The sequence below is a fragment of the Streptomyces venezuelae genome, assembly GCF_008642275.1.
In the GTDB taxonomy this organism is placed as follows: domain Bacteria; phylum Actinomycetota; class Actinomycetes; order Streptomycetales; family Streptomycetaceae; genus Streptomyces; species Streptomyces venezuelae_E.
In genome coordinates, this window is the sequence record NZ_CP029189.1 from 2171935 (window position 1) to 2184712 (window position 12778).

General features: G+C 75.2%; 13 protein-coding genes. 7 read left to right on the plus strand and 6 right to left on the minus strand.

The window, feature by feature from the left end; translation table 11 throughout:
• The first annotated feature begins 167 nt into the window (after nt 1–167).
• Entirely contained in the window at nt 168–1607 is a 1440-nt protein-coding gene (locus DEJ51_RS09210; protein WP_150257153.1) for a regulator, read from the plus strand.
• Nucleotides 1608–1689: 82 nt separating this feature from the next.
• On the opposite strand, the gene DEJ51_RS09215 is transcribed toward DEJ51_RS09210, so the two are convergent.
• From DEJ51_RS09215 to DEJ51_RS09225, 3 genes are all read right to left on the minus strand, one after another.
• Nucleotides 1690–2961, minus strand: a complete 1272-nt coding sequence (locus DEJ51_RS09215) for an NAD(P)/FAD-dependent oxidoreductase (protein ID WP_150257154.1) — start codon at nt 2959–2961, stop codon at nt 1690–1692.
• 156 nt (nt 2962–3117) lie between these two features.
• Nucleotides 3118–4005 carry a TIGR01777 family oxidoreductase gene (locus DEJ51_RS09220; RefSeq protein WP_150257155.1) on the minus strand — a complete coding sequence of 296 codons (888 nt, stop codon included), beginning with the start codon at nt 4003–4005 and terminating at the stop codon, nt 3118–3120.
• A 213-nt stretch (nt 4006–4218) separates the two neighbouring features.
• On the minus strand, nt 4219–4974 hold the full coding sequence (locus tag DEJ51_RS09225) for a VIT family protein (RefSeq protein WP_411757297.1): 756 nt from the start codon (nt 4972–4974) through the stop codon (nt 4219–4221).
• Between the two features lie 90 nt (nt 4975–5064).
• Here DEJ51_RS09225 and DEJ51_RS09230 point away from each other — a divergent pair, with 90 nt between their 5' ends.
• Nucleotides 5065–6156 carry a PP2C family protein-serine/threonine phosphatase gene (locus DEJ51_RS09230; RefSeq protein WP_150257156.1) on the plus strand — a complete coding sequence of 364 codons (1092 nt, stop codon included), beginning with the start codon at nt 5065–5067 and terminating at the stop codon, nt 6154–6156.
• Nucleotides 6157–6276: 120 nt separating this feature from the next.
• Here the strand turns inward: DEJ51_RS09230 and DEJ51_RS09235 are convergent, their stop codons facing one another.
• Entirely contained in the window at nt 6277–6528 is a 252-nt protein-coding gene (locus tag DEJ51_RS09235) for a hypothetical protein (RefSeq protein WP_150257157.1), read from the minus strand.
• 106 nt (nt 6529–6634) lie between these two features.
• Here DEJ51_RS09235 and DEJ51_RS09240 point away from each other — a divergent pair, with 106 nt between their 5' ends.
• Nucleotides 6635–7006: an ArsC/Spx/MgsR family protein gene (locus tag DEJ51_RS09240; protein ID WP_150257158.1), complete on the plus strand. Its 372-nt coding sequence runs from the start codon at nt 6635–6637 to the stop codon at nt 7004–7006.
• A gap of 25 nt (nt 7007–7031) precedes the next feature.
• Here the strand turns inward: DEJ51_RS09240 and DEJ51_RS09245 are convergent, their stop codons facing one another.
• Nucleotides 7032–7925: an alpha/beta fold hydrolase gene (locus DEJ51_RS09245; RefSeq protein WP_150257159.1), complete on the minus strand. Its 894-nt coding sequence runs from the start codon at nt 7923–7925 to the stop codon at nt 7032–7034.
• A gap of 113 nt (nt 7926–8038) precedes the next feature.
• Here DEJ51_RS09245 and DEJ51_RS09250 point away from each other — a divergent pair, with 113 nt between their 5' ends.
• From DEJ51_RS09250 to DEJ51_RS09260, 3 genes are read left to right on the plus strand one after another with little or no spacing between them, the layout of a single operon-like run.
• Nucleotides 8039–8530: a MarR family winged helix-turn-helix transcriptional regulator gene (locus tag DEJ51_RS09250; RefSeq protein WP_223835725.1), complete on the plus strand. Its 492-nt coding sequence runs from the start codon at nt 8039–8041 to the stop codon at nt 8528–8530.
• Nucleotides 8527–9966, plus strand: a complete 1440-nt coding sequence (locus DEJ51_RS09255) for a PLP-dependent aminotransferase family protein (RefSeq protein WP_150257160.1) — start codon at nt 8527–8529, stop codon at nt 9964–9966. Before DEJ51_RS09250 ends, DEJ51_RS09255 begins: the two co-directional genes overlap by 4 nt.
• A gap of 49 nt (nt 9967–10015) precedes the next feature.
• Entirely contained in the window at nt 10016–10549 is a 534-nt protein-coding gene (locus DEJ51_RS09260) for a hypothetical protein (RefSeq protein WP_223835726.1), read from the plus strand.
• On the opposite strand, the gene DEJ51_RS09265 is transcribed toward DEJ51_RS09260, so the two are convergent.
• The gene (locus DEJ51_RS09265) at nt 10542–11411 is read right to left on the minus strand and encodes a Gfo/Idh/MocA family protein (protein ID WP_223836151.1); all 870 of its coding nucleotides are present in this window, start codon (nt 11409–11411) and stop codon (nt 10542–10544) included. The two genes, DEJ51_RS09260 and DEJ51_RS09265, sit on opposite strands and share 8 nt — an antisense overlap.
• 297 nt (nt 11412–11708) lie before the next feature.
• On the opposite strand from DEJ51_RS09265, the gene glnII reads away from it, so the two are divergent.
• A complete protein-coding gene (glnII, locus tag DEJ51_RS09270) occupies nt 11709–12728 on the plus strand; it encodes a glutamine synthetase (RefSeq protein ID WP_150257161.1) in 1020 nt (339 codons plus the stop codon).
• Nucleotides 12729–12778 lie beyond the last annotated feature (50 nt).

Genomic DNA, 12778 nt, shown 5'->3' on the forward strand with positions numbered 1-12778 from the left:
GAGGCGCCGGTGGCGGAATGAGCCGGTCCGTAAAGGACCCTACGCATTCTGCACACGATCGGATGAATGTGGGGCAGAGAGGGCGGTGTCGGCGAAGTTCGCCGCTACATTCACGCCGTTCACAGGGCCGGGACCCCGGTCCGTCACGTACGGAAACCGTGGAGCCGATGACGGAACGACCTGCCCAGCGCGTCCCCAACCGGCAGCTCGCGGCGCTGATCGCGGAAGCCGGGTTCTCCAATGCCGGTCTCGCCCGCCGCGTCGACCAGCTCGGCCTGGAGCACGGTCTCGACCTGCGGTACGACAAGACCTCCGTGACCCGGTGGCTGCGCGGGCAGCAGCCCCGCGGGACCACCCCCGCGCTGATCGCCGAGGTCTTCACCCGCCGCCTCGGGCGCCGCCTCTCCGCCCAGGACCTGGGTCTGGACGCCTGTGCGCCCGTGTACGCGGGGCTGGAGTTCGCGGCCACCCCGGAAGAGGCCGTGGACATCGCGAGCGGGCTGTGGCGCAAGGACTCCGGCTCGCACGCCGAGCTCCGGAAGATCGCATTCACTCCGGCCGGGCTGGTCGTGCCCAGCCGGGACTGGCTGATCGGGCGGGCCGACGAGCGGGTCGGGCGGGGCGCGGAACCCGCAGCGGCCCGCGTTCCGCTGCAGGGGCGGGCCTCGGTGCCCCGCCAGCGGCAGATCGACCGCGGCCCCGGGCAGCGCGTGACCGCCGGGGACATCGCGGCGCTGAGATCGGTGAGCGAGCTGTTCCGGACCCTGGACCAGGCCTACGGCGGCGGGCACGCCCGGCAGGCCCTGGTGCGCTATCTGGAGCACGAGGCGGAACCGATGCTCCGCGGGACCTACGGGGAGACCACCGGGCGGCGGCTGTTCTCGGCCGCCGCCGATCTGACCCGGCTCGCGGGCTGGACCTCGTACGACATCGCCGCGCACGGGCTCGCCCAGCGGTACTTCGTGCAGGCGCTGCGGCTCGCGCAGGCGGCCGGGGACCGGCCCTACGGCTCGTACGTCCTGGTCACCATGAGCCGGCAGGCGGTCTACCTCGGCCACGGCCGCGAGGCCGTGCAGCTGGCCCGGGTGGCCCAGCAGGGCGTGGGCTCCGGCCCGCCGCCCGTGGTGCAGGCGCTGCTCCACTCGGCGGAGGCGCGCGGACACGCGGTGCTCGGCGAGGTCCGCGCGGCGACCGCCTCGCTGGTGCGGGCCGAGCGGGCGCTGGGCGCGGCCCGGCCGGGGGACGACGTCCCGCACTGGGCCCGGTTCTACGACGAGGCGCAGCTGGCCGACGAGTTCGGGCACTGTCACCGGGACCTCCAGCAGTACCGGGCCTCGGCGCAGCACGCGGAGCGGTCGCTGCAGCTGCGGGGACCGGCGTACGCGCGCTCCCGGCTGTTCTGCCGGGTGGTGCTGGCCACGGCCCGGCTGGGGCTGGGCGAGCTGGACCAGGCGTGCGCGCTGGGCGCGGAGGCGGCGCAGCAGGCGATGGAGATGCGGTCGGTGCGGGCGGTGGAGTACGTACGGGACTTCGAGCGGCGGCTGGAGCCGTACCGGGAGGCCTCGGCCGTGCGGACCTACCGGGACCGGGTGGCCGCCCTGTCCTGACGGGCCGGGCGGCCACCCGGCAGACGACGGGGGCCCCGGTCCCCTGGCGGGAGGACCGGGACCCCTGTGTCGGCGGTGGTTCTCAGGCCGCCACCGGCAGGGCGGGCTCCGGCGCGACCGGGAGCGGGATTCCGAAGTCGCGCAGGACGGCGCCGACGGCGCGCCGGGCCGAGTGCAGGGCCCCCTGGACGGTGTTCGTGTCGCGGTGGTCGCCGCACACGTACAGCCCGGCCAGCACCCGTACGGGACGCTGCATGTCGTGCGGCGGGGGCATCGCCGGGACCGCCTCCGGGGTGTGGTGGACGGCCAGCAGCTCCCACTCGCGGGTGGGGGTGTCGTAGAGCCGGGCCAGCCGGGCCGCGACCGTGCGCACGGGCGGTGGCGGGCCGAGCACGGTGGTGGTGACCAGGCTCCGGCCGGCCGGGGCCCGGGTCGGGTCGACCGCGCTCATCACCGCCGTGTGGGAGACGGGCCACTTGGGATCGCCGTCCAGCAGCAGCGAACCGTCCCGGAACAGGGGTCCGGTGGTGGCGTGGTGCAGGACGGTGACCTCGTGGAAGGCGGGCACGCGCAGCCCGGGCAGGAGCCCGGCCGCGGCACGGGCCCCGGTGGCCAGGAGGACGGAACGGCAGCGGAAGTCGCCGTGCTCCTCGGTGGTGACCAGGTTGGTCGCCACCGACCGGACCCGGACCCCGGTCCGTACGGTGCCGGGCGGCAGTCCGGCGGCGAGCAGGTCGGGCAGCGCCGCCGCGCCGCCCTCGGGCACGGCGAGGCGGCCGCGGGCGAAGGTGCGCAGGGCGAGGTCGGCGACCCGGCTGGAGGTGGTGAGCTCCGGGTCGCGCAGCAGGGCGGCGAGCAGCGGGCGGAGCGCCCCGTTCAGGGTGCGCGCCGGCAGCCCTCGGGAGCGCAGGGCGGCGTGCGCGGTGCGTTCGGGCCGGGCGAGCAGCTTCTCCTCGGGCAGGGTGGCGAGCCGCCCGAGGGCGGCGCCGATCCGGGCCTGGTCGAGGGAGCCGCTGGCCAGGGCCCGGGCCGGGGTGAGGACCCCGACCCGCAGCTGTTTCCCGTCGGTGTGGACGAGGACGCCCGGGGTGAAGGGGCGCAGGGTCAGGGCCCGCAGGCCGGGGGTGCGTTCGAGCTCCGGGTACGAGGTGTTGAGCAGCTGGCCGATCCGGTCCAGCCGGAACCCGTCGGCGGACTCGGTGGCCATCCGCCCTCCGGGGTCGTCCGCGGCTTCCAGGACGGTGACCGTGACTCCGGCCGCGATCAGGTGCTGCGCTGCCGCGAGTCCTGAGACCCCGGCTCCTACGATGACGACGTCCGCATGGTGTGCGGCATGGTGTGCGCTGCTGAGCACGTGCCCCTCCCCGAGGTCGGCGCGGCTGTGTGGGAATCCTCCTTCCCCCAACCGGCTCACGGGGAACCCGAGTTCGGCCGGGTATTGCGGTCAACTCCGGTCGCACAGCGGTCGCATGTGGGTCACAAACGGTCGCACGGTGGTCGCACGCGGATCTCAGAGCGCGGCGCGGAGCGCCTGCTCGATGCCGGGGTCACGGAAGACGAAGCCGGACTCCAGCAGCCGGGCGGGCCGGGCCCGCTGACTGCCCAGCACGTCCTCGGAGAACTCCCCGAGGACGACCCGCAGGGCCACCGCCGGTACGGGCAGCAGCGCGGGTCGGCGCAGCACCCGGGCCATGGCCTCGGTGACCTGGCGGTTGGTCAGCGGCTCCGGGGCGGTCAGGTTGACCGGGCCGGACAGGCCCGGGGTGTCGATGATGTGGCGCAGGGCCGCGATCTCGTCCCGGAGGGAGATGTACGACCAGTACTGGCGGCCGTTGCCGAGCCGGCCGCCGATGCCGGCGCGGAAGATCGGGAACATCCGCCCCCAGGCCCCGCCCTCACGGGCGACGACCAGTCCGGTACGGGCGAACGCGGTCCGGATCCCGGCCTCCTGGGCCGGGGCGGCGGCCGCCTCCCACTCCACGCAGACCGAGGGCAGGAACCCCTGCCCGGCCGGGGCGCTCTCGTCGACGGCCCGGTCACCGGTGTCCCCGTAGTACCCGACGGCCGAACCGCTGACCAGGACGGCGGGCGGCTCGTCGAGGGCGGCGAGGGCGTGCGCGAGCGCCGCCGTGCCGAGTACCCGGCTGTCGCGGATCTCTCTCTTGTACGCGGCCGTCCACCGGTGGTCCCCGACCCCGGCCCCGGCCAGGTGCACGACGGCCCCGCACCCGGCCAGCCCGGCCGGGTCCACGTACCCGCGCGCCGGATCCCACCGCGCCTGGTCCGCGCCGGTGGGCTCCCGCCGCACGAACCGCACCACCTCGTGCCCGTCCGACCGCAGGGACTGTACGAGTGCACTTCCGATGAGCCCGGTCGACCCGGTGACAGCAATGCGCATGCCCCCATCCTGCCGGGCCGCTGCGCTGTGCTCGGCCGGTTCGGGGCGCGTCGTCGTCCGTCGTCGGACGGGCGCGCCCTGACGGGCGTCACTGCACGGCGCTCCGCGCCCGCGCCTCAAGCGTCGGCGGGGCTGATTTTCCCGCACTGCCGCGCCCAAAGGCCGGCGGCGGCAAAATCAAGCCCCGCCGGCGTTTGAGGCGCGGGGTCCGGGTCAGGCGGTGGTGCCCAGCCAGGTGCCCACCGTGTAGGTGACCGCCATGGCGAGGGCGCCACCCAGGACGTTGCGGGCGACCGCCCTCGGCAACGGCGCCCCGCCCAGCCGCGCACTGATCACCCCGCACAGCGTCAGCGCCGCCAGCACCGCCGCCACCGTCACCGGCACCCGCTGCGACGGCCCCGGCAGGATGATCGCCAGCAGCGGCAGCAGCGCCCCCACCGTGAACGCGACGAGGCTGGCGAAGGCCGCGTGCCACGGGTTGGCGAGCTCGTCGGGGTTGATCCCGAGCTCGACGCGGGCATGGGCCCGCAGCGCGTCCCGCTCCGTCAGCTGCTCGGCGGCCTCCCGCGCCACCTCCCGGCTGAGCCCCCGCTCGGCGAGCAGGTCGGTGAGTTCCGCCAGCTCCGCCTCCGGCTCCTCGGCCAGTTCCCGGCGTTCCAGGTCGAGCGCGGCCCGCTCGGAGTCCCGCTGGGAGCTGACGGAGACGTACTCCCCCGCCGCCATCGACAGCGAGCCCGCCAGCAGCCCGGCGACGCCCGCCGCCAGGATCGCCGAGCGCTCGGTGGTGGACCCCGCCACGCCGACCACCAGGCCCGCGGTGGAGATGATCCCGTCGTTGGCGCCGAGCACACCCGCACGCAGCCAGTTGAGCCGCGTGCTGATCTCCCCGCTCTGCGGGCCGGCGCCCTCGCCGTGCGCCTCGATGTGCGCTTTTCCGGGCCGTTCGCCCGTGCCGTCGCTTGCCGTCACGCCCCCACTGTCGCGGCCCGGGGCCCCCGGGGCCACCCGGCGGGGCGGGTCCGGGGTGCGCGGGCCCGGCCCCCGTACCAGGGTGGAGGGGTGAGACGCCGACGCGAGGAGCCGGGCGGGCTGCGCGGGGAACCGCCGCCGCGCTGGGCCCGGATCGCACCCGCGGCGGCCCTGGTGGCGCTGGTCCTCGCCCAGGCGCTGACCCCGGGCGCGGAGCTCGGGTTCTTCCTGGCGGGCCTGCCCCCGGTGGCCGCCTTCGCCTACGGGGCGGCGGGGACGGCGGCCTTCGCCGCGATCGTCCTGCTGCTGCTGGGGCTGCCGGACCTCGGCGTGGGCCATGCCCGCAGCACTGACCTGGCCACGGTGGCCGCCGTCGGGATCCTCAGCGTGGTGATCGCGTGGGTCCGCCAGCGCCGGGACGCGCAGCTGGTCAGCGTACGGACGGTGGCCGAGGCGGCCCAGCTCGCGGTTCTCCCCCCGGTGCCGGAACGGGTGGGTCCGGTGCGCTGCTCGGGCCTGTACCGGGCGGCGCAGCGCGGCACGCTGGTCGGCGGTGACCTGTACGACGTACGGGCCGGGCCGCACGGGGTGCGGGCGCTGGTCGGCGACGTCCAGGGGCACGGGCTGGCGGCGGTCGCCACGGTGGGGGCGCTGCTCGGGGCCTTCCGCGAGGCCGTGATCGACGACGCGGGTCTCGGGGCGGTCGTGGCCCGGCTGGACCGGCGGCTGGTGGCTGACGCGGCGGCCGCGTCGGTCGAGCATCCGGAGCTGTTCGCCACGGCCGTGCTGCTGGAGTTCCCGCCCGGGCTGGACGTCGTACGGATCGTGTCGTGCGGCCATCCGTCGGCCCTGCGGGTACGCGGATCGGCGGTGGAGGAAGTGATCGTCGAGCCGGGGCCGCCCCTGGGCCTGGGGCTCGCCGGCCCGGCCCCGCCGGTGGTGACGGAGCTCGCGGTGCTGCCCGGGGACCAGCTGCTGCTGCACACCGACGGCGTGACCGAGGCCCGCGACGCGACGGGGCACTTCTACCCGCTGGCCGCCCGGGTGCCCGTACTGACCCGGGACCCGGCGGGCCTGGTCGGGGCGGTGTGGCGGGACCTGGCCGCCTTCACGAAGGGCGGCCCGAACGACGACGTGGCCCTGCTGCTGCTGTCCCTGGACGGACGGGAGCCGGCGGCTTAGGCCGGGCGGTCCCGGCCGGCCGCGCTCGGCCGGCCGGGACCCCTGTCATGCGCGACGGCCGGCCGGAAACCTACGGCCGACGCCTGGCGCCTGGCGCCTCACGCCGGAGCCCCGAGGCGCCTACGACTCCGTGATGAACGCGCGCACCATCTTGCAGGTGACGTTCGACGGCCGGTGGATCCCCGTCCTGACGGCCATGGTCCGGATCTTCCGGTTGGTGGCACGGCGGGCGTCGTACGTCCCCGAGTCGAGCAGGGATATCGCCAGCCGCATCGCCTTCAGACGGCGGTTGTGGCTCTCGTACCACTCGCGGGGCAGCCCCGCGGGCAGCGGCTTCTTCTTGACGTGCTGGACGGTGGTGGCAGTGGCCATCTACAGCCTCCCAAACGGTAGTTGGCTTCCTGTCGTTCTTCCTCGATTTTACCGGGGACCACTGACAGAAGACCCTGGCCAGACGGCCCTGGATAGGGTTGGCGCCATGGAGATCTGGATCAATCCCGCCTGTTCCAAGTGCCGCAGCGCCCTGGCCCTGCTGGACGCGGAGGGCGCCGACTACACGGTGCGCCGCTACCTGGAGGACGTGCCCTCCGAGGACGAGATCCGCGAGGTGCTCGGCCGTCTCGGGCTGGAGCCGTGGGACATCACGCGCACCTCCGACCCACTGGCCGGCGAAACGGGCGTACGGGACCTGCCGCGCGAGGAGACCGACGCGGCGCGCGGGCTCTGGATCGCCCACCTGGCCGCCCACCCGAAGCTCATCCAGCGCCCGATCATCACCGCCGAGGACGGCACGGCCGTGGTGGGCCGCTCCGAGGAGGCCGTCCGCGAGGCCCTGTCCCGCAAGGCCTAGACGTCCCAGCGGCGACGCGGGCGGTCTAGAAGACGCGCCGGGCGAGCTCCGCGGCGGCCGTCAGCGGCAGCGCGTGGTGCGCGATCCCGGGCAGTACGTCGACACGCGCGCCCGGCAGTGCCCCGCGCGCCGCCCGGGCCGCACGGCCGGAGTCGTGGCAGCGGGCGAGCCCGGCGAACAGGACGTCGACCTCCGGGCCCGCGCCCGGGGGCTGCGCGAGTCCGGCCAGGTCGGGGCGCGGCCCGGTGACCGGCCGGACGGTGCGGAAGCCGGCGCTCTGCTCCTGCAGGCGCAGCCAGGCCGGGTCGAGCACGGCCCCGCGGGTCTCCCAGTCGAGGAAGGAGCGGATCCGCTCCGGGGTGGGCCGCACCAGCATGGGCAGCGCGCGCAGTACGTAGCCGGGACGCAGGCCCGCGAAGACCTGGGTCGGGTCGAGCAGCACCAGGCGGCCGAGCCGGGCCGGGCGCCGAGCGGCGTAGTGCGCGGCGATCCAGGCCCCGTACGAGTGCCCGGCGAGGGTGACCGGCCCGGGCGGGCCCAGCCCGTCGAGCGCCCCGTCGAGCGCCCCGTCGAGCGCCCCGTCGAGCGCCCCGTCCAGCACCGCGTCGAGCCAGCCGACCAGGTCCCCGGTGGTCCGGATCGCCCGGCCGGGTGCCGGAACGCTGAGCCCCGGCTCCCCCACCAGGTCAACGGCGTGCACCCGGTGGGTGCGGGCGGCCCCGGCGGCGACGCAGGCGCCCCACACGGTGGAGGTGGACCCGCCGCCGGGCAGCAGCACCAGCGGCGGCGCGCCGGCCGGACCGCAGCGGTTGACGCGGGTGACCCCGTACGGGGTGGCCAGGTCGACGGCCTCGACGGGGCCGGGCCACCGGGCGAGCGCGGCGTCGTAGGCGGCGCGGAAGCCGGACGTCCCGGGCATGTGCCGCTCCCTTCCCTCGTACGGGCCTCGCCGAGGCCTCGACCGAAAAACCTGCACCCGACATCTCGCCAGGCGATAATCTCGCTCAGCGAGAGATTCCGCCAGGGGGCGATGTGGACGACAGCGGGAACCCGGACCACCGGGAACCGGGAACCGGGGAACCCGACGACCTTCGGCTGGTGCACCTCCTGCGCGCGGTGGCCGTCGACTTCGGCCTGCGCCAGGCCGACTTCGCGGCCCGCAACGGCATGCACCCCACCGACGTACGCGCCCTGATCTGCCTGCTCGACGCGGCCCGCGCGGACGAACCGGCCACCGCCGGGCTGCTCGGCGCCCGGCTCGGCCTCAACTCCGCCGGGACCACCGCCGTGATCGACCGGCTCGAACGGCTCGGCCACGTGGCACGGATCCGCGACGGCCACGACCGGCGCAGGATCCTGCTGCGCGTGGAGCCGGCGGCGATCCGGCTGGGCCGGGAGTTCTTCGGGCCGCTGATCGACGGGGTGCTCCAGGTGCTCGGCTCCTTCGACCCCGCCGAACGGGAGACCGTACGCCGCTTCCTGACGGCCACCCATGCCGTCTTCACCACGGAGCCGCGCCCGTGACCACCTCCGGCCAGGGTCCCGGCGGCTGCGACCTGCACCTGGAACTCCCCGCCGGGGGCGCCCGGCGGACCGCCCTCGCCCATGCCCTGCGCAGCGCGGTGCGCAGCGGCCGACTGGCCGGCGGGACCCTGCTGCCGCCGTACCGGACGCTGGCCGCCGACCTCGGGCTGGCCCGCAACGCCGTCGCCGACGCGTACGCCGAGCTGGTCGCCGAGGGCTGGTTCACGGCCCGGCAGGGTTCCGGCACCCGGGTCGCCGAGGGGGTCGCGACCACCGGCGCGCCGGTCGCCCCGGCCGGGCCCGCGCCCGACCGTCCCCGCCACGACCTGCTCCAGGGCAAGCCCGACCCCGCCTCCTTCCCGCGCGCCGCGTGGGCCGTCAGCGCCCGCCGGGCCCTGACCGGGGCGCCCACCGAGGCCTTCGGGCCGGGCGATCCGCAGGGCCGCCCCGAACTGCGGCGGGCCCTGGCCGGTTACCTGTCCCGGGCGCGGGGCGTGCGCTGCGGGCCCGAGAACATCGTGATCTGCTCCGGCTTCGCCAACGGACTGCGGCTCCTCGCGTCCCTGCGGCCCCGGGACTGGGCCGTCGAGGCGTACGGGCTCCCCTTCCACCACGGCATCCTGGAGGCCGCCGGGGTCCGCCCGCATCCCGTCGCGGTCGACGAGGACGGCGCCCGGACCGGCGAAATCCCCTCCCGGGCCCGTACGTTACTGCTCACTCCGGCGCACCAGTTCCCCACCGGGTGCGCCCTGCTGCCGGCCCGGCGGGCGGCGGCCGTGGAGTGGGCCCGCAGCGCCGGGGGCCTGATCGTGGAGGACGACTACGACGGAGAGTTCAGGTACGACCGCAAACCGGTCGGGGCGGTTCAGGGACTGGCCCCCGGGCACGTGGTCTACGCGGGTTCGCTCAGCAAGAGCCTCTCCCCCGCGCTCCGCCTGGGCTGGCTGGTCCTCCCGGACCCCCTGGTCGGGCAGGTGCTGGCGGCGAAGGGGCGGCGGGAGTCCTGGGCGAGCGCGCTGGACCAGCTGGCACTCGCCGACTTCATCGAGTGCGGGGCGTACGACCGGCACGTGCGGCGGATGCGCCTGCGCTACCGGCGCCGCCGCGACCAGCTGGTCTCCGTGCTGGCCGCACGCGTCCCGGAGGTCCGGGTCACGGGCATCTCGGCCGGGCTCCACGCCGTGGTGGAGCTCCCGCCGGGTCGCGAGGCCCGGGCGCTCTCGGCGGCCCGCGCCGCGGGGCTGGCCCTGGACGGCCTCTCCTCCTACCGGCACCCCGCCGACCGGACACCGCCCCGCGAGGGGCTGGTCGTCGGCTACGCGGCTCCCCCGGACTCGGCCTTCACCCAGGCCCTGGACGTCCTGGCGGAGGTGACCCGCCGGGCGGCGGGCGGTGAGCGGGCTTCTTCACAACGCCCCCACACGCCGTTCTCGTAGGGTGGCCGGAGCACCGAAAGAGGACATACCGCACTTTAAGGACCCATCCGTGACCGAGCAGCAGCCGCAGGAAGCGAGCCTGACCACCCGCCCGTCCCACCCGTCCCACCGGCACGCCGACTGGATGTTCGGCGGGGTCTACGGGACGGTCCTGGCCAGCGCCCTGATGGCCGCACTGAACCAGGAGGGCGAGGACTTCACCCCCTTCTACGACGCGAGCTGGGTCCTGGTGACGGCGGCCACGGCCGGGCTCGCGCACGGCTACGCGCACCACATGGCCTCCCACCGGGAGGGGGCCGGGGGGCACCGCTGGCAGATCCTGGCCAGGGCCCTGTGGAACGAGTGGCCCCTGGTCGTGGCCACCCTTCCCACCGTCCTGCTGCTGACCGCCGCCGGGCTCGGCGACTGGGACGCCTACGAGGTGACGGCCGGCGGACTCGGCCTGAACACCGCCCTGCTGTTCGGCTGGGGCTCGCTCACGGCGCTCCGGGTCGGTCACCGGCTCGTGCGGGCCCTGCTGATCGGCCTGGCCGATGCCACCATCGGCCTCGCCATCATCGTGGCCAACGCCCTCATCAAGTAGGGAGCTGCGCCTCAGCCTCGGCCAGGATCTCCGTCAGCCGGGCCCCGAACTCCGCCCCGCGCGGATCCGGAACCCCCGTGCGGGCCGCGGTGAGCAGCGCGTCCAGGGCGCGTCCGTAGGCACCCGGCACGTCGCTCCAGCCGGGCAGTTCGTGCACGCCCTCGGTGCCGCGCAGCTCCAGCCCCACCCCGGCGGCCGCGCGCGGCGCGCCCAGGCTGAGCACGGCGGTGCTGGCCGCGCCGGACGCGTGCCGCAGTGCCAGCTGGACCACGTCGGACGGGCCGCGGGTCGCGCTGATCGCGGTGACCTCGCCGAGGACCGGGATCAGGACGGACAGCGCGTGCGGACCGACGTCCCACAGTCCGCCCTTGGCCTTGCGCCAGGGCGAGTCGGCGTAGGCGCTGGGCGTGCCGTCGGGCGGGAAGACGGCGCCGAGCCAGTGGGCCGCGGCCGTGAACCAGCCGGAGCGTGCGGCCTGTTCCTCGACCCAGCCCGCGGTGGGCTCGGCGAAGCGCAGGGTGAGGAAGACGACGGAGGCGACCTGGTGGCGCGTGACCGCTTCGGCGACGGCGCGGGCGTCCTCCACGGTGGTGGCGACGGGCTTGTCGAGGAGCAGGTGGCATCCGGCGGCGGCGGCGCGGACGGCCATGGGGGCCTGCACGTCGGGCGGCAGGGCGAAGGCCACGGCGTCACACTCGGCGAACAGCTCGTCGGGGTCTTCGTACACCTTCACGCCGTACTCGTGCGCCAGCCCGGCCGCGGCCTCGGGCCGGCGGCCCCACACGCCCGCGAAGTCCGAGCCGGCGTGCGCGGCGAGGGCGGGGGCGTGGGTGCGGTGCGCCCAGGGGCCGGTACCCAGCAGCCCGACCCGGGGGCGGCGGCCTGCGGGGGCCTGACCGGAGTCCCCTTCGGCGACAGGTGCGGCGGCAGGTCCTGCGGCGTTCACATCAGACGAAAGGCTCACGCGGCCAGTCTGCCCCACCCGGACGGGCGTGCCGCCACCAACCCGCACAGCCCGCCCGACCTGCGGCGCAAACCTCGGTAACACGGGGTTCACACACGGGCAACGGAAGAGAAATCGCAGGCGGGCACGCTGCGGTCATCACCGCAGCGATGAAGCAGCGACCAGCAGCACCCGCAGAGTCTGAGGATGGGGCCCGTGAGCTACAAGGCTGAGTACATCTGGATCGACGGCACCGAGCCGACGGCGAAGCTTCGCTCCAAGACGAAGATCCTCGCGGACGGCGCCGAGCTGCCGATCTGGGGCTTCGACGGATCGAGCACGAACCAGGCCGAGGGCCACGCCTCCGACCGGGTGCTCAACCCGGTCTTCTCCTGCCCGGACCCGATCCGCGGCGGCGACGACGTCCTCGTCCTGTGCGAGGTCCTGAACATCGACATGACTCCGCACGAGTCGAACACCCGCGCGCTGCTGCGTCCGGTCGCCGAGAAGTTCGCGGGCCAGGAGCCGATCTTCGGCATCGAGCAGGAGTACACCTTCTTCGACGGCATCCGTCCGCTCGGCTTCCCGGTGGGCGGCTTCCCGGCCGCGCAGGGCGGCTACTACTGCGGTGTCGGCTCGGACGAGATCTTCGGCCGCGACATCGTCGAGAAGCACCTGGACCACTGCCTCGCGGCGGGCCTGAGCATCTCCGGCATCAACGCCGAGGTCATGCCCGGCCAGTGGGAGTTCCAGGTCGGCCCCGTCGGTCCGCTGGAGGTCTCGGACCAGCTGTGGATCGCGCGCTGGCTGCTCTACCGCACCGCCGAGGACTTCAACGTCTCCGCGACGCTGAACCCGAAGCCGGTCAAGGGCGACTGGAACGGTGCGGGCGCGCACACCAACTTCTCCACGAAGGCGATGCGCGAGGACTACCGCGCGATCATCTCCGCGTGCGAGGCGCTGGGCGAGGGCAGCAAGCCGCTCGACCACGTGAAGAACTACGGCGCCGGCATCGACGAGCGCCTGACGGGCCTGCACGAGACCGCCCCCTGGAACGAGTTCAGCTACGGGGTCTCGGACCGCGGCGCCTCGGTCCGCATCCCGTGGCAGGTGGAGAAGGACGGCAAGGGCTACATCGAGGACCGCCGTCCGAACGCGAACGTGGACCCGTACGTGGTGACCCGCCTCATCACGGACACCTGCTGCGCCGGCCTGGAGAAGGACGGCCTGGTCTGACGACCGGTCCGGTGACAGCGCCCGCCGCACCCTCCGGGGCCGGCGGGCGT